Origin of the sequence: Arthrobacter sp. (genome assembly GCF_031988865.1) — a bacterium.
GTDB lineage: Bacteria > Actinomycetota > Actinomycetes > Actinomycetales > Micrococcaceae > Arthrobacter_B.
This window is the reverse complement of sequence record NZ_DALZXY010000018.1, coordinates 1-18,655: the sequence shown is the minus strand read 5'-3', so window position 1 is coordinate 18,655 and position 18,655 is coordinate 1. Positions and strand designations below refer to the sequence as shown.

The 18,655-nt window shown below is 66.1% G+C and carries 21 protein-coding genes; 4 read left to right on the top strand and 17 right to left on the bottom strand.

All coding sequences use genetic code 11. The annotated features are described in order from the left end of the window. Positions 1 to 54 precede the first annotated feature (54 nt). Positions 55 to 1,281, top strand: a complete 1,227-nt coding sequence (locus tag RTN46_RS05370; RefSeq protein ID WP_312179619.1) for a glycerophosphodiester phosphodiesterase family protein — start codon at positions 55 to 57, stop codon at positions 1,279 to 1,281. A gap of 46 nt (positions 1,282 to 1,327) precedes the next feature. Here the strand turns inward: RTN46_RS05370 and RTN46_RS05365 are convergent, their stop codons facing one another. Then, positions 1,328 to 1,846 (bottom strand): YfcE family phosphodiesterase, encoded by a 519-nt coding sequence (locus RTN46_RS05365; RefSeq protein WP_312179660.1) that lies wholly within the window; start codon positions 1,844 to 1,846, stop codon positions 1,328 to 1,330. 20 nt (positions 1,847 to 1,866) lie between these two features. On the opposite strand from RTN46_RS05365, the gene RTN46_RS05360 reads away from it, so the two are divergent. Continuing rightward, entirely contained in the window at positions 1,867 to 2,379 is a 513-nt protein-coding gene (locus tag RTN46_RS05360; protein WP_312179617.1) for an N-acetyltransferase, read from the top strand. Here RTN46_RS05360 and RTN46_RS05355 read toward each other — a convergent pair. The 10 genes from RTN46_RS05355 to RTN46_RS05310 form a co-directional block, all read right to left on the bottom strand. Then, positions 2,376 to 2,999 (bottom strand): class I SAM-dependent methyltransferase, encoded by a 624-nt coding sequence (locus tag RTN46_RS05355; RefSeq protein ID WP_312179615.1) that lies wholly within the window; start codon positions 2,997 to 2,999, stop codon positions 2,376 to 2,378. The two genes, RTN46_RS05360 and RTN46_RS05355, sit on opposite strands and share 4 nt — an antisense overlap. 10 nt (positions 3,000 to 3,009) lie before the next feature. Continuing rightward, complete coding sequence (locus RTN46_RS05350; protein ID WP_312179613.1) at positions 3,010 to 3,846, bottom strand: hypothetical protein; 837 nt, start codon at positions 3,844 to 3,846, stop codon at positions 3,010 to 3,012. Further along, positions 3,843 to 4,409: a sigma-70 family RNA polymerase sigma factor gene (locus RTN46_RS05345; protein ID WP_312179611.1), complete on the bottom strand. Its 567-nt coding sequence runs from the start codon at positions 4,407 to 4,409 to the stop codon at positions 3,843 to 3,845. The genes RTN46_RS05350 and RTN46_RS05345 overlap by 4 nt, the downstream gene beginning before the upstream one ends. Positions 4,410 to 4,474: 65 nt before the next feature. After that, on the bottom strand, positions 4,475 to 4,948 hold the full coding sequence (gene bcp, locus RTN46_RS05340) for a thioredoxin-dependent thiol peroxidase (RefSeq protein ID WP_312179610.1): 474 nt from the start codon (positions 4,946 to 4,948) through the stop codon (positions 4,475 to 4,477). A 129-nt stretch (positions 4,949 to 5,077) separates the two neighbouring features. After that, positions 5,078 to 6,721, bottom strand: coding sequence for a thiamine pyrophosphate-binding protein (locus RTN46_RS05335; RefSeq protein ID WP_312179609.1), 1,644 nt, complete (start codon positions 6,719 to 6,721; stop codon positions 5,078 to 5,080). A 104-nt stretch (positions 6,722 to 6,825) separates the two neighbouring features. Continuing rightward, positions 6,826 to 7,716 (bottom strand): LysR substrate-binding domain-containing protein, encoded by an 891-nt coding sequence (locus RTN46_RS05330; RefSeq protein WP_312179607.1) that lies wholly within the window; start codon positions 7,714 to 7,716, stop codon positions 6,826 to 6,828. Positions 7,717 to 7,784: 68 nt separating this feature from the next. After that, a complete protein-coding gene (locus RTN46_RS05325) occupies positions 7,785 to 9,332 on the bottom strand; it encodes a long-chain fatty acid--CoA ligase (RefSeq protein ID WP_312179658.1) in 1,548 nt (515 codons plus the stop codon). A 102-nt stretch (positions 9,333 to 9,434) separates the two neighbouring features. Beyond that, positions 9,435 to 10,451 (bottom strand): ABC transporter substrate-binding protein, encoded by a 1,017-nt coding sequence (locus RTN46_RS05320; RefSeq protein WP_312179606.1) that lies wholly within the window; start codon positions 10,449 to 10,451, stop codon positions 9,435 to 9,437. A gap of 123 nt (positions 10,452 to 10,574) precedes the next feature. Next, on the bottom strand, positions 10,575 to 11,030 hold the full coding sequence (locus tag RTN46_RS05315; protein WP_312179604.1) for a MaoC family dehydratase: 456 nt from the start codon (positions 11,028 to 11,030) through the stop codon (positions 10,575 to 10,577). A gap of 27 nt (positions 11,031 to 11,057) precedes the next feature. Further along, a complete protein-coding gene (locus RTN46_RS05310) occupies positions 11,058 to 11,987 on the bottom strand; it encodes an SDR family NAD(P)-dependent oxidoreductase (RefSeq protein WP_312179602.1) in 930 nt (309 codons plus the stop codon). A gap of 93 nt (positions 11,988 to 12,080) precedes the next feature. Between RTN46_RS05310 and RTN46_RS05305 the strand changes: the two genes are divergently transcribed. Then, positions 12,081 to 12,593, top strand: a complete 513-nt coding sequence (locus RTN46_RS05305) for a MarR family winged helix-turn-helix transcriptional regulator (protein WP_312179600.1) — start codon at positions 12,081 to 12,083, stop codon at positions 12,591 to 12,593. A gap of 24 nt (positions 12,594 to 12,617) precedes the next feature. Here the strand turns inward: RTN46_RS05305 and malQ are convergent, their stop codons facing one another. Beyond that, on the bottom strand, positions 12,618 to 14,768 hold the full coding sequence (gene malQ / locus RTN46_RS05300) for a 4-alpha-glucanotransferase (RefSeq protein ID WP_312179598.1): 2,151 nt from the start codon (positions 14,766 to 14,768) through the stop codon (positions 12,618 to 12,620). Between the two features lie 81 nt (positions 14,769 to 14,849). After that, complete coding sequence (locus RTN46_RS05295) at positions 14,850 to 15,179, bottom strand: DUF6221 family protein (protein ID WP_312179597.1); 330 nt, start codon at positions 15,177 to 15,179, stop codon at positions 14,850 to 14,852. A 120-nt stretch (positions 15,180 to 15,299) separates the two neighbouring features. Between RTN46_RS05295 and RTN46_RS05290 the strand changes: the two genes are divergently transcribed. Then, on the top strand, positions 15,300 to 15,539 hold the full coding sequence (locus RTN46_RS05290; protein ID WP_312179596.1) for a hypothetical protein: 240 nt from the start codon (positions 15,300 to 15,302) through the stop codon (positions 15,537 to 15,539). Positions 15,540 to 15,560: 21 nt separating this feature from the next. On the opposite strand, the gene RTN46_RS05285 is transcribed toward RTN46_RS05290, so the two are convergent. The 4 genes from RTN46_RS05285 to RTN46_RS05270 form a co-directional block, all read right to left on the bottom strand. Continuing rightward, positions 15,561 to 16,319, bottom strand: coding sequence for an SDR family oxidoreductase (locus RTN46_RS05285; protein ID WP_312179595.1), 759 nt, complete (start codon positions 16,317 to 16,319; stop codon positions 15,561 to 15,563). A 50-nt stretch (positions 16,320 to 16,369) separates the two neighbouring features. After that, on the bottom strand, positions 16,370 to 17,416 hold the full coding sequence (locus RTN46_RS05280) for a 3-hydroxyisobutyryl-CoA hydrolase (protein ID WP_312179594.1): 1,047 nt from the start codon (positions 17,414 to 17,416) through the stop codon (positions 16,370 to 16,372). A gap of 316 nt (positions 17,417 to 17,732) precedes the next feature. Continuing rightward, positions 17,733 to 18,035, bottom strand: a complete 303-nt coding sequence (locus tag RTN46_RS05275) for a hypothetical protein (RefSeq protein WP_312179592.1) — start codon at positions 18,033 to 18,035, stop codon at positions 17,733 to 17,735. 236 nt (positions 18,036 to 18,271) lie between these two features. Next, positions 18,272 to 18,655: hypothetical protein (locus RTN46_RS05270; RefSeq protein WP_312179591.1), on the bottom strand; the 384-nt coding region annotated here is incomplete at its 5' end.

Below are 18,655 nucleotides of genomic sequence, written 5' to 3'. Positions count from 1 at the left end.
GTGTACCGCCCCAATTTGTTCGGCACTAACCCCGACAAGTGAAGGATCACCACTATGAGGAATTTGGACACGCGCATTTCGGCAGCCTTCGGGATATGCCTGGCCGCCACGCTCGCCCTTGGCACGGCCGTTCCTGCAGCGGCTGCGGAGAGGAACGGCCCTCCCGGGCAGCAGGACCACCCCACCATAATCGGCCACCGCGGCAGCGGCGGTCTTTCCCCGGAGAGCACTGTGGCGGGCTTCGCCCAGGCCCGGGACTTCGGCGCCGACCTGTTTGAAGTAGATGTCCAGCTCAGCAGCGACGGAGAAATCTTTCTCTTCCATGACGCCACTGGCGCCCGCACCACCAATGTCGCGGAGGTTTTCCCCGAACGTGCGGGCGACCCGATTACCTCTTTCACCGCGGCGGAACTGCGCACATTGGACGCCGGCTCCTACTTCGGCGGAGCTTTCGCGGGCGAACCTATTCCGACCCTGCGCGATGCCGCCCTGGTGACGAATCCCCGGACCGGGATCAATATTGAACTTAAGTCTCCCGAGAATTCGCCGGGGGTAGAGGCAAAGCTTGCGGAAGCCCTGGGCGAAAAGCGCTACTGGCAGCGTTTGATTGCCCGGGACCAGATAGTTGTCAGTTCCTTTGACGAAGCTTCCCTGCGGGCATTCCATGACCTGATGCCCCAGATACCGGTTGTGCTCATCGGAGCGGTTCCCGACGACGCCGCGCTGGCGGCGTTGGCGGAGTGGACCGAAGGGCTGGTGACCAATTACCGCACCATGGACCCGGCCGACGTCGCCCGGGTCCAGGCAGCCGGCCTGACGCTCGATGTGTACACGGTCAACAGCGTGGACGCTATGCAGGAGATGACCGCCCTGGGCGTGGATACGATCATCACGGATTTCCCGGGCGTCCTCGCTGCCGTGCAGCAGGGCCGGAACCCGCTGCCGGATGCCAACGGGATTGAAATCTCAACTGTTATGGCCGATCCCCCGGGCAACGATGTGCAGCCCGAAAACGGCGAATACGTCCTGCTGACCAATGCCGGGAACACTCCGGTGGATGTCAGCGGATACGTGCTGCAGGATGCCGTCATCAACCGCCTGACCGTGGGCAGCGGCTATCTGCTGAACCCGGGAGGTGAGCTGCGGGTGTACACCGGTCCGGGCACCAACACGGCGGAGCGGTACTACAACAACCGCACAACCGCCGTGCTGAACAACACCGGTGACAGCCTGGCTGTCTTCACCCCCGGCGGCACCTTCGTAGATCTCTACGCCTACTAGGTCCCTCGGAAAATCGGAGCGCCCGGCCTTCGTGCCGGGCGCTCCGTCAGTTTGAAGCCCCTGACCGCGCACCTGGCTGGGTCCGCGGCGGAAGCCGCCGCAGCTCGACGCCGACGTTCCCGCCGTCGATCTCGACCGCCATGTAGGTGCAGAACGGCTGCCGGCGGCGGTCGGTGGGCGAACCCGGGTTCAGCAGCCGAAGGCCTTCCGGAGCAGTGCTGTCCCATGGGATGTGGCTGTGGCCAAAGATCAGCAGATCGGTTTCCGGAAAGGCCTGTTCCATCCGCATTTCCCGGCCTTTTGCGGTGCCGGTTTCATGCACGACGGCGATGCGCACCTGCTCGACCGTGGCGCGGGCGATCTCCGGCAGCCTGACCCGCAGCCCGGGTCCGTCGTTGTTCCCCCAGCAGGCCAGCAGCGCTTTGGAGCGTGTCTGCAGCTGGTCCAGCAATTCTTCGCTGACCCAGTCCCCGGCATGGACCACCAGGTCGGCGGCTTTGACCCTGGGTCTGTCAGGATTGGGAGGACCCCGGCGGGATACGGTGTTTCCGGGAGCACACCCGATTCGCGCACAGGGAGAACCTCATGACCCTCAACTGGATTACCCGACCCGAGAGCCCCGCCGACGCCGCTGCCGTCCGGGGAATCAACGAGGCTGCCTTCCCGACCCCGGCGGAAGCCGACCTCGTGGACGCCCTGCGCACCGATCCCACAGCGTGGATCGACGGGCTCTCCTATGTGGCTGCAGCACCGGACGGAACCGTGGTGGCACACGCGCTGCTCACCCGCTGCCTAGTCGGCGGGGAGCCGGCACTTGCCCTCGCACCCTGTGCTGTCCTGCCGGATTACCAGCGCCAGGGGGCCGGAGGAGCCGCGATCCTCGGAGCGCTGGAAGCCGCGCGAATACTGGGCGAGAACCTCGTGGTGGTCCTCGGCCATCCCGACTATTACCCGCGGTTCGGGTTCACACCGGCATCCCGGTTTGGAATCAAAGCGCCCTTTGAAGCCCCCGACGAAGCCCTGATGGCACTGGCGCTGGACCCTGGCAAACGTGTCCCCTCCGGCATGATCGAGTACCCGCCGGCTTTCGGGATCTAAGGAACGCCGCGGCGGGCAATGATGGCAGCGTGCGGGCGATGCCCGGGGTCAGTCCGTGTTTCGACGGCGACGGCGATAAAACCGGCGGCTTCGAGCAGCCGCGTGACCTCCTGGACGGGCCATGACCAGGCAGGGGTGACCTGGTGCGGGAATTCCTCGATCCCGGCGCTTTCGAAAAACCCTGCAAGGAGACTTCCGCCCGGGCGAACACAGCGTGCCATTTCCGCCAGGACCCCGGGAACGTCGTCGGGCGCCAAATGGATCAGCGAATACCAGGCGAGGATTCCCCCAAGGCTTTCGTCAGCCACTCCGATATCCCGTGCCGAGGCTACCCGGAAGGCTAGCTCCGGGAACTGCGCCTTGGCATGGCTAATGAAGGCGGGAACCAGATCGATCCCTTCGACCTCGAGGCCCTGGTCGGCGAGGTACTTCGTCCAGTGTCCAGGTCCGCAGCCGGCATCGAGCACGGGACCGTCCAGCGAGGCGGCCCAGCCCGCCACGAATTTCCGGTCGGCAGGTTGGGCCGCCTCGATGGACCCGAACAATGCGGTGTAGTCGGCTGCCCGCAGTGAGTACGCTGCCTCGACGGTCTCTTCGTTGTTTTGCCTGTCCTCGCTCATCCGTCCCGCCTCAGAGCCCGACGCGGACCGGGCCGGACGACCCGTCGGCATAGGTCACCTGCAACTCGACTCCTTCGCCGTCATGGTCAGCGTCATAGTGTTCCAGTTCATCCCCGGGGAACCAGAGCACGAACTGCCCCTTGGAGACGCTCCCGATGACTTCACCCTCCGCCTGGCTCAGGTAGGACACGCTCACGACGTCGGAGCCCGCAGCGCCCACCACCATGGAGAGGCTGCCCGCCGACGTCGTCCCCATCCCCATCCCATGGGGAAGCAAGTCCCGAGGCTCGGGGGTTGGGCTCCCATCAGGATTTCCGGAATAGCCGAAAGACCCGCCGAACATGGAGTCATCGGTGACGCACATGGCCGACCATCCGTCGTCGCCGGTCAGAATGACCGTCGTCCAGGCGCCGCGCTGCTCGGCAATCGCCAGCTCTGCTTGTGCAACCCCGTCTGTGTGCCTGCCGGAGGACCGGCAGTCATCCGCGGCCTTTTCCGCGGCCGCCGGGGCCATCGCCCCCGGAGCGGCAGTCCAGGTGGCGTAGGCCGGGTCGCCGCCGCTGACCGCGGGAAGCGCGATCAGGCCTGCGGTCACTGCCGCGGCCGCACCGATCAGAACACCGCGGCGGACCTTCCGGTGCACCTTCCGCGGGGGCAGTGGGTGGAGGTTCTGCGCTTCCCCCGACGTCGGAACAGCAGCCGGGCCAGCCGGAAACGCCTGGCCAGGCGGGTCGCTCGCCAGAATCCGGTCCAGGTCGGTACGGGCCCGCAGCGTGTCCCCGGAAGCGCCGGCGTCGGCCGGATCAAGGGAGCGGAGCAGGGTGTCGAGATTTTCGTCGCGCATCATGATGTCGGTGTCCTTCCGGAAACGGGCTGCGGCGTACCTGACGACGCCGGGAGGTGGTCGAGCAGGAGCCGGAGTGCCCGGCGGGCACGGGTGAGTCGCAGGCGGAAGGCAAGCGGTGAGATGCCAAGCACGGCGGCGGCCTGCGGGCCGGTCAGTTCTTCGAAGACGGCCAGGCCAAGGGCCTCCTGATGGACCTCGGACAGGAGCCGCCAGCTTCTGGCCAGATCCATCCGGCTCGTCGCCAGATCGATGTCCTCGCAGGAGGCAGTCACGTCAAGGGCGTCCACCAAGCGCAGGCCAAGGGACTCGCGACGCTGCTCACCGCGCCGGTTGTTGAGCGCGATGTTGCGGCTGATGCCGAAGATCCAGGCCCGGGCATCGCCGTCGGAACGCGGCAGATCGTCCAGCCTGCGCCAGACCACCAGGAAGGTGTCCGCGACGATGTCTTCGGCACGGTCGGCAGGCGTGCGGCGCTGCACAAACCGGAGCAGGTCCGGGTATACCGCTGCATACAGCGTCCGGAAGGTGCGCTCCCGGTCAGGAGGGCCGGAGAAGTGGGTCATACCCTGTACCTGTCCGGGAGCGGGCCGGGTGTTTCACAGCCGCAGCAAGTTATCAGGCAGCCTTCTCAGCCCCGCAGTGCGGCCAGTTCTTCCCGCAGCCGGGCAACATGCCCGGAAGGCTTAACGCCGTATTCAGCCGTGAGGACTTTGCCGTCGGGATCGACGGTGACGGTGGAGCGGAGCAGGCCCGTGAACGTTTTGCCGCCGAAGCTCTGCTCACCATACGCACCATAGGCCTTGGCCACCGCAGTGTCCGGGTCGGAAAGCAGCGGGAAGGTCAGTGCCTGGTCCCGGATGAACTCCCGCAGCGCGTCAGGGCCATCAGGCGAGATGCCGACGACGTCGTATCCGTCCTTCTGCAGCGCCGCCAGGTTGTCGCGGAATTCGCACGCTTCGGTGGTGCAGCCCGGGGTGCCGGCCGCCGGATAGAAGTAGACCACAACGTTCCGGCCGGAAAAGTCGGCGAGGGAGACCTGGTTGCCGTCGGCGTCGGGAAGGGTGAATGCGGGGGCGGTATCGCCCCGGGAAAGCTGAGTCATGTCAGTCCTTGGCTACTTGGCGGTATCGGAACAGCGGTCTTGGAACAGCGGCGAAACCAGCGGCGTCGCAAAACCGCGAATGCGGTACCGCCCCAGTGTAGGGGCAGTACCGCTTTCGGTGGCGGTTCCTTATTCGTCGTCGCCGAAGGTGTGCGCGAGGACCCAGGAGGCGAAGGAACTGATCTTGGCATCGATCACCAGGGGCGTGGTGCGGTCCCCGTCCAGCCAGGCCTGCACGCCGGCCAGATCGTCCTCGCTGCGCACCGTGACTCCGGTGCAGCCGAAACCGCGGGCGATGGCCGCAATGTCGGTCTCCGGGAACTCGACGATCTCGAGCTGGTCAGTCTCGTGCACGAAGTGATGGACCTCGGCACCGTAGGCGTTGTCGTTATAGACCAGCACGATCATCGGCAACTTCAGCCGCACAGCGGTGTCCAGTTCGGCCAGGCTCATCATAAAACCGCCGTCACCCACGCCGGCGATGGCAATGCGGTCGGGGTTGGCGAGGCCGGCGCCGATCGCGGAGGACAGTGCCAGCCCGATGGATTGGAAGGCCAGCGGCAGGCAGTAGGCGCGGGCGTCGGGAATCTGGAAGAACATGGCCGGGTAGCCGTTGAAGTTGCCGCCGTCGGTCACCACCACGCGTTCCATCGGCACCATGTCATTCAAGGCGATGGTGAGGGAACGGGGATCGATCGTTTCCGCGGAGTCGATCGGCTCGAAGGCCACGTTGACCCATTCGCTGCCGGACTTGATCTGCTCCTGCACCTCTTCGCTGCGGTATCCGGCGGAAGCGGCGCCCCGCGAAGCCAGCTCACGGGTCACGGCCTGGGCCACCAGGGCGGAGTCGCCGAGGACGCCGAATTCGACCGGCCGGTGGAACCCGATCGCCTCGGGGCTCAGATCCACCTGCACCACGCGGGCGCCGGCCAGCAGCGAGCCGCTGCGCGAGGTCCAGCGGTTGAGGCTGGCGCCAAAGGCAACGACGACGTCGGCGCCCTGGATCAGTTCGGCGGTCACCGGAGTGGAGAAGCCGCCCATCACATCCAGGTACCAGGGGTTGCCGGCGAAAATGCCGCGGCCGACGGCGGAAGTAGTCAGGAGAGCGCCGGTCTGCTCGGCCAGGGCTTCGATTTCGGCGCGGGCAGCCAGTGCTCCCCGGCCGGCCACCAGCACGGGACGTTCGGCGGCGGCGAGCAGCTCCGCCAGCTGCTGTATCGCCTCGGGTGAGGGCCCGGGCACCAGCGTCGGCGCTATTGCGGGGATGTCATCGACGGAGAATTCGAGGTCCTGCTCCTGCACGTCCAAGGCGATGCTGAGCAGGACCGTCCGGCGTTCGTCGCGGGCAGTCCGGAAGGCACGGACTGTGTCAGCTACGGCGGTTTCGGCGGAATGCACGCGTTCGGCGACCGCGCCGACCGATTCGGCAACGGCGTCCTGATCAACCCAGAAGTTGGAGGTCTTCTGCGTGGGAGGGGTGTCACCGGCCAGCACCAGCACGGGGGTCCTGCTCTTGGCGGCTTCACCGATGCCGGTCATCGCGTTGGTCAGGCCGCAGCCTTGGTGGACACTGACCACAGCGACCTCACCGGTGGCGCGGGAATAGGCATCGGCCATGCAGGCCGCACCCATTTCGTGGCGGGTGGCGGTGAACCTGGCGCCGCCGTTAACCAGTGCGTTGGTGAAGTGGAAGTTCCCGCTGCCGGTCACCCCGAAGACCTGCCGCACACCCAGCTCCGCCAGGATTCGTCCTACCGCTTCAGCAACCTTCATGGGGCGTCCTTCATTCGCTATGTGTCCTGCGTCTCACCAGTGAGTCTAGAAGTGAAGAGATCATGAGGCGAATGAATTATTTGACTGATTACTATAAGCACTATCTATAGCGTGTCGGGCAGCGCGTTCCGGAGCATCGAACCGAACCAATCCAGCGCCGGAGTGCGGCGTCCGGGCTGCGGCAGGTGCAGGCGCACCTCGATGGGGTCGACGTCGAAAGGCAGATCCACCAACTGCAGCGGCCAGCGGCCAATCCATCCCGCCGCCGTGCTCTCGGGCACGATCGCCATCAGCCCGGATTCGGAGACGATCTGCGGCAGCACGGAAAAGTGCCGGACCCGCACCCGCGTCCGCCGGACAATCCCGAGTTCATCCATCCGCTGCCCGGCCGCCTGGTGTCCGGTGCTGCGTGCCACTTCCACATGTCCGGCTGCGAGGAACTCCTCCATGGAGATCGCGCCCGCCACGGCCAGCGGAAAGTCCCGGTGCAGCAGGCCAACATAGCGCTCCTGCTTCAGCAGCACACTCTCAAAACCGCCGGCCAGCGGCCAGGACGCGATCGCCGCATCCACCGTCCCGCGTTCGAGCCAATCCGCCACTAAGGCAATGTCCATGGGAACGACGTCGAGCTCCACCCCCGGTGCCACCTCTGAGAGGTGCCGCAGCACAGCCGGCAGGAACCCCAGTTCCCCCAGGTCCGAGAGGCAGAGCCGGAACCGGCGGGTGGAGGTGGCGGGGTCAAAGCTGCGGGAGCGTTCGGTCAAGGAGTCCAGGCGAACGAGCGCATCCCGGCAGTCGGGGAAAATCTCCGCCGCCAGGGCTGTGGGCTGCATCCGCCCCCCGGAGCGGATGAAGAGGGCGTCCCCGAACTCGGTGCGGAGCCGGGAAAGGGAATGGCTCACCGATGGCTGTGTAACGAACAGTGCCCGGGCCGACGCCGTCAGGCTGCCAGTCTCATATACGGAGACGAAGGTGCGCAGCAGGTTCAGGTCCATTCGCTTATCTTTGCACCCGCCGGGAAGCTGCCCTGCCGCCCGTCCCCGGGAGGGGCTGGCACGGCAGGTTACCCGGCATGCTCCCGCCGCAGATCAGTCTTGCGGATCTTCCCGCTGGCCGTGCGGGGGAAGTCCTCCACCACCACCACCGTCTTGGGGATTTTGTACCGGGCCAGACGTCCGTCGAGGTGGGCCTGGACCTGCGCCGGCTCAAGCGTGAAGCCGTCCCGTACCGTAACTACGGCCTTGGGAACCTCGCCCCATTTCTCATCGGGGATCCCAATAACCGCGACCCCGCTGACGGCGTCGAGTTCGCTGATGATCTGCTCCACCTCCGCGGGGTAGATGTTTTCGCCGCCGGAAATGATCATGTCCTTCAGCCGGTCGGAGATAAACAGGAAACCCTCGTCGTCGAAATAGCCCATGTCTCCGGAGCGGAACCAGGTTCCGTCCGCGAAGGAGGATTCGGTGGCATCCGGGCGGTTCCAGTAGGACCTGATGACGTTTGGCCCGCTGATCTGGACCTCGCCCACTTCTCCGGGCCCGGCGACGGCGCCATCCGGATGGGCAATGCGGACGGACGTAAAGAAGTGCGGGATCCCGGCCGAACCCGCCTTCTCCCGGGACCGCGCCGGGGGCAGGGCCGTGGCACCGGGGGCAGTTTCCGTCATGCCGTAACCGTTGGAGAACCCGAGTCCGCGTTCTTCATAGGCGTCGATCACGCGCAGCGGAACGGCCGAGCCGCCGCAGGTGAGCTTGCGCAGCGAGCTGATGTCCCGTTTGGCCCAGTCAGGGTGCTCGCAGAGCAGCTGGTAGGTCGTCGGCACACCGCTGATGAAGGTGGCGGAGTATTTTTCGATCAGATCCAGCGTCCGTCCCGGCTCGAACCGGGTTTCCAGGATCACGGTGGCGCCCTTGAGCAGGTTGGGCAGCACACCCATGTCGAGGGAAGCGACGTGGAACAGCGGGGAGATCATCAGGGCGACGTCGTCCCCCGCGACGTCGTAGTCCACCAGCACGTTGAAGCAGTTCCAGGCCAGGTTGGCGTGGGTGAGCAGCGCACCCTTGGGCTGCCCGGTGGTGCCGGAGGTGTATAGGATAATGGCGCCGTCCTCCAGCGACACCGCGGCGTCCAGGAACCCGCCGGGCTCCCCATTCAGGGAATCCTCATAATCCTGCGCCGGCAGGCCACCGGCGTCGGCGCGGGCGGTTCCGGTTCCGTCGTCGACCAGCAGGCGCAGCCCGACGTCGGTCCCGCGGGAACCTCGGACGGCCAATTCGTCCAGGGCCAGGGTGTTCACCAGGACGGCAGCACCCGAATCCTGCAGCGCAAACTGAATTTCCGGCGGGGCCAGGCGGGTGTTGAGCGGAACAAAAACCGCGCCGAGCGCTCCTGCCGCGAAAAAGGTCTCGAGGAAGGCCGGGTGGTTATCCCCCAGGAAAGCAACACGGGTGCCGTGTTCCACACCGTTGGCGCGCAGCACCGCTGCCAGCCGGTTGATCCGTTCGTCGAGTTCGGCGTAGCTGGTCCGGTCATCCCGGAAGATCAGCGCGGTCTTGGAACCGGATTTGACGCGCTGGCGGTGGATCCATGAACCCAGGCCCTGGTTCTGCATTTCCTCAGACATCCTTATTTCTTGTACGAAAGCTTGTTGCGGGTCCGGGGCCCGCCTGCCCTGTCTCCCTCAGGGAGGCTGGCAGGCGGGCTCCGGGACGGTTTAGTCGACCGTCATGGCTCCCAGATCGGGGGCCTTTTCCACGAACTTGTACTTGAGCATCAGCTCGCCCAGGCTGGTGAGCTGCTCGGTGCGAAGCTCGGCGTCGTACTGCTCCATCTTGAGTTTTGCGGCGACCTCGGCCGGCATCGTCATAAAGGCCGGCAGCGTTGCCTTGACGTCATCGATATTGGCCTCGGCCTCCACCAGGAGCTCTTCCATGGCGTCCTTGAACTTCGCCACGGTTTCCGGGTTCTGCTCGGCGTAGTTACCGGAGGTGAAGGAGACCATCGTGGGCATGCCGGGGATGGCTTCCTGGTTGGAGTAGCCGACCAGCACGTTCTCCGGGTTGGCCAGTGCCTTGCTGAGGAAGGGTTCGGGGATCCAGATGGCGTCCGTGTTGCCCAGCTCCAGCTGCGCCTCCATGTCCGGGAAGGGCATTTCGGAGAAGTTGATCGCACTGGGATCCGCGCCGGCGATCGACGCTGCTTCCATGATGGTCAGGTCGCCCTGGGTGTTGATGGCGTTGACGGTGGCGGTCTTGCCTTCGAGGTCGGCGAAGGAAGTGATGCCGGAGTCCGCCCGCGTGACGACACCGTTGATGTCCTCACCCTCCGCGTAGGAGTTGGAGTAGCCCGTGACAATCTTCATGTCCAGGCCCTTGTCCTTCGCCACCATCACGGTCAGCGGGTTACCGACGGCGAAGTTCATGCTGCCGGTGGAGACGGCGGGGAGCATCGCGGCGCCGCCCTGCCCGGTCTCGAGCGTGACGTCGAGTCCGTGCTTCTCGAAGATGCCTTCCTCAATGCCGTAGTGCATGGCTGCGGACGGCGCGATCGCCAGCACACCGACGACGATCTTCTCGAGCTCGCCGCTGCCGGCAGATTCCGAGGACGACGCGGCGGGTGAGCTGGAGCCGCTGCCGGACAGGCTGCCGCCTCCGCAGCCTGCCAGCGCCAGTGACGCAACGGCGCCGAGTGCAAAGGCCTTGGCGACCTTGCTGGTAATGAAGTGCCTCATGACTTTCCTCTTCCTTGAGGGAGAAATGGATACTACGGGGGGGGTGGTGCTGGTACTGCGCTTGCTGTCCCGGCCCCGGCCCGCGGAGGGGGCCGGGGCCGGAAACGTTGGTGGAACCCGGAGCTAGGAGTAGAACCTGGCCAGGAACTCGGCGACGACAGCGGGACGTTCTTCGCCTTCGATTTCGATCTTGTTGGACGTCTTGATCTGCACGCCGCCCTTGACCTCGGTGACCTCGGCGATCACCGAGTGCAGGCGGACCTTGGCTCCAACCTTGACCGGGTTGGTGAAGCGGACCCGGTCCAGTCCGTAATTGACCTTGGTCTTGACCCCTTCGACGTCGAAGAGCTGGCTCCAGAGCGGAATGATCAGTGAGAGGGTGAGGAAGCCGTGGGCGATCGGTGCGCCAAACGGACCGTCCTTAGCCTTCTCCGGATCGGTGTGGATCCACTGGTGGTCGTCGGTGGCATCGGCGAAGGTGTTGATCTGGTCCTGGGTGACTTCGAGGTAGTCGGTGTAGCCCAGGTCCTTGCCGACCAGTCCGGTGAGTTCTTCAAAAGTGACAACGGTAGCGCTCATGTGGTTTTTCCTGTGTTCTCGTAATGACTAATTTGATTCGGCGGTCTGGGGCTGGAGTTCGGCCGGCAGCGGCGGGAACTTCTCCCCCACCCCCTGCAGCTTGTCCGCGAACGGGAACGCCGCCGTGAGGTCGGCAGAGGTCCACCCACCGTCCCGGTACTCGGTACCCACTGCTTCCGGATGGGACCACAGCTGCAGCCGGTCCCCGCCCACCCCAATGGCCTGCCCGGTAATCCCTGCAGCATCCTCCGACGCCAGGAACGCGATCAACCCCGCCACATCCTCCGCGGTCCCGAAGCCCAGGTCCTTGCGGAAGAAGTCCGGCATCGCTTCACCGCGCTCCTCCGCCTCCACAGCGGCAGCGAAATACGGAACGGTCTTCGTCATCGCCGTCGCCGCCACCGGAATCACCGCGTTCGCGGTCACCCCGGCCTTCTTCATCTCCAGCGCCCAGGTCCGGACCATGCCCACGATCCCGGCCTTCGCCGCAGCATAGTTGGTCTGCCCGAAGTTCCCGCGCTGCCCGGTCGGGGAACCGATCGTGATGATCCGGCCCGCCACATTGTTTTCCTTGAAGTACGCGTACGCCTCCCGGACACAGGTGAACGTCCCGCGCAGGTGCACGTTGATGACCAGGTCAAAGTCCTCATCGGTCATCTTCAGCAGCGACTTATCCCGCAGCACCCCGGCATTGGTCACCAGGATGTCCAGGCCGCCGAAATTCTGAACCGCGGCAGCCACCAGGGCCTTCGCCGTCTCCGTGGAACCCACCGGTGCCACCACCGCGACCGCGCGTCCGCCGTCGGCCGTGATCACGGCGACCGCTTCCTCGGCAACTGAGGCATCGACGTCGTTCACCACTACCGCGGCGCCCTGCCGGGCCAGTTCCCGGGCATAGGCCAGCCCCAGTCCCCGCCCACTGCCGGTAACAATCGCGGTTTTGCCCTGCAACGCCATAAAAAACTCCTCGTGATTTGTGTCCTGCTTCACACCATGACATCCGAGATAGTTGATAAAGTCAACAGTTGAATGTGCGCGTACTCTTGTTCCATGACAGAGATGGTCAACGGGACTTCACGCACCGGCGGGGCAGCGACTTCACCCGAGACGCGAATCGAGCGGCTCTATTCTTCGGAGCTGGCCGGTGAAACGGAGTTCCTCGCTGCCCGGACACGTTCAGTCGGATCCCGCCGCGCAAACGAGGACCTCGCCGCCCTGGGCCTCAAGGTTCGTTCCTACTCCGTGCTCTCCCTGGCGTGCAGCGGGCTGCACCCGTCCCAGCGGGAGCTCGCGGAGTTCCTGGTCCTGGATCCGAGCCAGATCGTGGCACTGGTGGACCAGCTGGAAAAGCGCGGTGCGGTCAAGCGCCAGGCGGATCCGCGGGACCGCCGCTCCAACATCATCACCGCGACGGCAGCGGGCAAGCGGCTCTACGCGGAGGCAGCCGCCGTGGTGGCCACTGCGGGCGACGCCGTCCTGGGGGCGCTGTCCCCGGCGGAGCGGGAGCAGCTGCGGTCCCTGCTGCAACGCGTTGCCTTCGCTGACCAGCCGCCCCGCCAGTAAGCCGCCGCTCCACCAGCCGCCCGGTCAGTGAAGCGATTCGTTCATGACCCGGGCCAGCGACCGGAACCGTTCATTGGCGGCCAGGTCCTCGAGCAGGATCGGTGTTCCGTCCGGGCCGGCCAGCGGAATCCGCCAGTTTGGGTATTCGCTGGAGGTGCCGGGCTGATTCTGGCTGCGCCGCTCCCCCACAGCATCCACCAGCCCAACGCCGATCAGTACGGACGGGGTCCGGGCGATAAAACGGTGCAGGGCTTCAATGGTTTCCGCCTCCGAAACCTCGCCGCCGGGCAGCAGGCCCTGCCCGCGGACCAGGTCGAGGATGGCGGACCGAGCTGCCTCATCCAGTGCGCGTTCCTCCTCCACCGGACGGTTCAGCAGGCCCAGCGATCCGCGCAGGGTGACGTGTTCCCCGGCCAGGTAGCCCGCGGCGGGCGGCAGGTCGTGCGTGCCGATCGTCGTGAGGGCCGCCGGGCGGTAATCCTGCGGCGGCCGCGGACCCTCGGATGTCTGCTCAAACCACATGATGGCCGTGCCCAGGACTCCGCGTTCCGCCAAATAGTCCTGCACCCACGGTTCGAAGACGCCCAGGTCTTCCCCGATAACGACGGCGCCGGCCCGGTGGGCTTCCAGGGCCAGGATTCCGACGAGCGCCTCGTGGTCGTAGTACACGTAGGCGCCTTCACCGGGCAGCTCACCTCGGGGGATCCACCAGAGCCGGAACAGGCCAAGAATGTGGTCCACGCGCACACCGCCGGCGTGGCGCAGGATGGTCCGCAGCATGTCGCGGTAGGCGCCGTAGCCGGTCCGCGCCAGGCGGTCGGGATCCCACGGCGGCTGGCTCCAGTCTTGTCCGCGCTGGTTGAACATATCCGGCGGGGCTCCCACCGAGACCTCGGGGACCAGGACATTCTTCAGTGTCCAGGCATCCGCCCCGCCGGGATGGACCCCGACGGCGAGGTCGTGGACGATTCCGATGCCCATTCCCGCCTGCCGGGCCGCCCGCTGGGCTGCCTCAAGCTGTTCGTCGCAGACCCACTGCAGCCACTTGTAGAACTCGATTTCGCCGGCCAGTTCAGCAGCCTTTTCACGGGCAAAGCCGCTGTGCAGACCTGCATGCCATACCGGCGCGTCGGCGGGATATTCGGCTGCCAGCGCGGACCAGAGGGCGAAACTGTCCAGGCCCTCGCCTTCGCCGTCAATAAAGGCCTGGAGCTGCTGTTCGCGGGAGGGGCTGCGGGGCACCCGGTAGACCCGCCGCAGCGCTTTAAGTTTGGCGGCGAAGGCGGTATCCCGGTCCAGCAGCCGTGGATCTCGGTTTAGTGCCTGCTGTCCTTCCGCCAGGGCTTCGATCTGCCTCCGGTCCTCCGGCGGGATGTAGCTGTACTCGGAAATGGCTTCTACCCGGATGTACAGCGGGTTGAAGAACCGGCGGGTCGCAGGAAGGTAGGGCGAATCTTCCACCGGCGGCATGGACTGCGCCGCATGGAGGGGGTTGATGAGCATAAAGTCCGCACCCTCCTCACCGGAGATCGCGGAGAGGTCAGCGAGGTCGGCCAGGTCCCCGATCCCCCAGGACCGCGTCGAACGTACTGAGTAAAGCTGGGCCATCATCCCCCAGGCCCGGGACCGTCCGTTCTGGCCGGCCGTTTCCAACCGGTCCGGTGTCACAGCGAGCACAGCCTCGACCTGGTCGCCGCCGGCGTCGATGTGCAGCCGGTGCCAGCCCAGGGGCAGGTCCAGTGGCAACGCAAGCTGGGTGCGTTGGCGGTCCGCCCCGTCGACGACGGCGGTTTCCTCCGGGTCAGGGTTCCACGGCACCTCGATGGACCCGCCCTGCTCCAGTTCAATCCACGCCCGCGCCGGGCTTCCGGTTGGAAGGTGTACGGGGACGGGCCCGGGACGGCCCTGCCGGATAACAACAGTCGGGGGCAGGATCTGGCGCCAGGGTGCGGTCAGTGCTTGTTCCAGCGAGGCTTCGGCCTCGGCGCGGTTCCCGGCCCGTGCTCCCCGTGCAGAGAGGATCCGCCGAAGTGTCTTGCTGGAAACCTCCTGCACGCCGCCGTCCCATCCGGTGAACGTCGTCGCGACGCGTTTAACGCCGGCAAGCCGTTCCAGGAGTTCCCGCTCGCTGGTACCGCCGGTGCTTTCCCCGTTCACGGGGTCTCCCTCAGTCATGCAGCCCAATCTAGGGTGTTCGGGCGCCGCAGGACAGGGCCTTGGACACGCTGGTCTGAAAGCACGGGGACGACTGGGAGTTCAGGGACGTTTTTCGACCAGCCGCCAGACATCCTGATATTCGGTATGGTCCGCGTACGGTGCAGCCAGCGCAGCGAGGGCGAGAGTCGTCCATTCGAGTTCATCCGCGTAGCTGCGCGTGTCAGATTCAGTGTCCTGCAGCATCCTGGACAGGGCGTTGCGCCGGGCACCACCAATGATGTCGATCAGCATGAGCTTGGCTTCGCATTCCCGCAGAAGCCTCTCTTCATACCAGCGGTCCGAGAGGGAAATTTCGGAGCCGCCCAGCAGCTTGCGGGACTCCGCGGCGTCTTCGTGAAAGCGCATCAGCAGGAAATCCACGATGTCCATGGCCCAGACTGTACGCCCCGGACTGACCCGGCGTCAGGGGGAGGATACCGCTTTGGGAATATTTTTGCGCAGTTGGCTGGTTGACATAACTAGGCACCCTCACGACCCAGGAGTTTTAGTTTGCCCTCAGCCAGTACGTCCCCAGCTTCCTCCAATGCTTCCGCCCGCCGCATCCGCAACGTCAGCTCGGTCCACCGTGGCGACCACGTGGAAATCCGCAGCGGCAACCATGTCTACTACCGGGGAGAGGTGCGGGACACCGCGCCGGGGCTGGCCACGTTATGGCTGCGTGATGAGGAAACCGGTGTCCACACCGCAGTGAGCACCGAGGATTTCGCCGTCTGGCTGACCGAGCCCTAACACCGGAATACCGGGGCGCGCTTACCAGTCGATCAGTGCTCCCGCACTGATGTTGATCGTTGCCGCCGTGACGCTGGAAGCCATGTCTGAAGCCGCGAACACGGCGGCGTTGCCGACATCCTCCAGTGTGGCCGCCCGCTTCAGCATGGTGGCCTCCCGTATCGCCTCGGCGATTTCCTTCCCGCCTTCCATCCCCGGCGGCAGGGACTCGGGTATTCCTCCGCTTCGCAGCGTCACTACCCGAATGCCGTGCGGACCGAGTTCCACCGCCAGCTGACGGCGCATTGCCTCGATCGCTTCGAACGCGGTGATTAACCCGCCCAGGTACTGCCCGGGTTCCTGGGTGCCGGATCCGCCGAACGCCAGGATCACCCCCGATTTCTGCTCCATCATGTGCCGGGCCGCGGCCTGTGCGGTGATGAAAGTGGTCTGCACCGCCGTCGACACGGGCCGCAGATAATCCTCCAGGTACATCGCGGACATCGGTGTGCCTTGGACGTCGCCGTGCTGGATGACGTTCAAGGAAATGTCCACGCTGCCTGCGGAGGCTGCGACGTCGTCGGCGTGCTCGTTCACAGCATGCTGGTTCAGTGCATCCAGGACCGCGGTTTCCACCAGCCCGCCCGCGTCCCGGATCTGCTCCGCGACGGCCTCCAGCGGTTCAGGGTTCCGGCCGGCGAGAAAGACCCTTGCCCCTTCCCGGGCGAAGGCCCGTGCGGCGGCTCCTCCGATCGATCCACCACCGCCGTAAACAACTGCGTTCCTGCCGTTGAGCAGCATGCCGGGCCCCTTCTGCCGGAGTATGGGGCACCATCATGGCACCGGCCCGGTCAGAGGGCCAGCGTCCAGGCGACGTCCGCGGCTGCCACTTCCTGAAGGCTGGACGGATTCCAGCGCGGTGCATCCCGGTCGAGGAGACGGGCACGCACGCCTTCCCGGAAGTCCGGGCGCCCGATCATCCGTGCCGCCATCACCAGGTCCCGCTGCAGCACCTTGTCTAGGGAGGGCTCTCGGGCAGCTGCGCGCACGGCGGCCAGCGCCACTTCCAGGGAGAACGGCGCCATCGCGCGGATAGCCTGGGCCGCAGCAGCAGCACCCGGGGAAGCATGGCTGCCGAGCCGGTCGAGGATCTCCAACACATCCGACCCTGCGTAGCATTCGTCGATCCAGTCCCTCTCGGCCGCCAGCGGAGCCTGCGGAGGTTCGACGGCGAATCCGGCCACCACCGACGCGGCGTCGGCGGCGCCGGATTCCAGCGCCGCGCTCAGGGCCGGAAGCGAGCCGGAGGGAACGTAGTAGTCGGCGAAGCCGCAGAGCACAGCATCAGCGCCGGTCATGGTTCCGGCGGTCAGGGCCAGATGGGTGCCAAGCGCCCCCGGAGCCTGGGCCAGCAGGAGAGCCCCGCCGCAGTCCGGACTCAAACCGATGCGCACCTCCGGCATGGCAGCCTTTGTCCGCTCCGTGGCGATCCGGATGTTGGCATGCCCTGAGACGCCGATCCCGCCGCCCATCACCACGCCGTCCATCAGCGCAATGTAGGGTTTCGGAAAATCAGCCACCCGGGCGTTGAGCGCGTATTCCGCTGCCCAGAACGCCATCGCCTCAGCGTCCGTCCCGGAGGCCAGGGCCCTGACATCACCGCCGGCGCACAGCCCCCGGTCACCGGCTCCGAGGAGCAGGACAGCGAGCACGCCGTCGTCCCCGGCCCAGTCCTGCAGCACCCGGTCCATGGCCGTAACCATGTCCATGGTCATGGCATTGAGCGCCTGTGGCCGGTTCAGCCGGATTACGCCCAGATCCCCGGAGACCCAGGCCTGAAGTTCGTCGGTGGCATGCGTGGAGGCGCGGGTGAGGGTGCCGGCGGGTGTGGTTTCCATGCTGGTTAGCATTTCAAGGATTCGCTGCAGCGCCAATCCGGGCCCTCCGGGGCAGCAGCCGCGAAGGACCAGGACGGCCGTGTTTCGGCGGCGGCCGTCGAAGCCCCGGCGGCGTCCGACCCAGCAACAGGCCCGCTGCAGAAAGCCGGGCTGCCGGGCTGCAGCCGGCCCGGCCAAACATTGCCCGGCCAAAGCAAGCCCCGCCAAAGCAAGCCCTGCCGGGGAAAGCCCTGCCGGGGAAAGCCCTGCCGGGGAAAGCCCTGCCGCAGGCATTATGCCTGCGGCAGGACCCCGGTACAGCGGAGTGGAGCAGCGTCTACCAGCGGACCTTCCGCTCGCGCGGTCCCTGCTTTCCGTTGGCGTGGTTGGGTTTGCCTCCCTTGCCCAGGCTTTGCCAGCCCGGGAGATTGGCCTCTGCCTGTTTCGAAGCGGCCAGGCGCCGCAGGCCTTCATCGCTCAGCCTGCGCGCGGCAGCCGGGGCAATATTGACGTGCAGTTCCTCCGCAGGCAGGACCGGTATCGCCGGGATCTGGCCTGCGTCCATATCCGGGGCGGCCGGCTGGGCTGGCGGTTGGGTTGGCTGGATAAATTCTTTGGGATGCTGTGACGGCTTCGTCATGGGGTTCTCCAGTTTCTACTCTGGCTGTTGAGCCGGAGCGCGGCCCTTCCGGGCTCGCCGGTGCGCATAGCTGACCGGCGGATTTCGAGATTGCAGACGGAAGGACTCGGAGGCTTTGGCCTCAACAAGCGGATGATGTGGTCTGCGTAGAGCGCTGCGCGTGAAATACGCGCACGACGCTACTCGAAAATGAGTGTTCCCATGCCGAGGACCCTAACATCCGGCAGGCGGCCCCGCTAGGCTTCCGCGCGAATCCGTTCCACGGGTCCGGGGACTCCCGGCAGGACATCGGCCAGCGGGTTGGGCGTGCCGAACCGGTGGGCGGTAATGCTGATGGCCTGTTCATGAAGGAACGGCAGCAGTTCCACCCGCCCCGACTCTGTCACCGGCTGGTCATACACGGCGACGTCGGGGCGTCCGCCGATGGCTGCGGCAACCGCCTGCCGCTCCCCGCCGATCAGCCGGATCCTGGCCGGCAGCCCGTTGCCGGTTCCGAGCCGGGTGAGCCAGCCGGCGTCGTCCTCCACTGCCACGGCGCATCCGCGGCCGGCCAGCAGGGCGGTGATTCCGGACGGCAGGCCCGCTGGCACCGAGAGCTTCACCGGGCTCCCCGCCCGGAG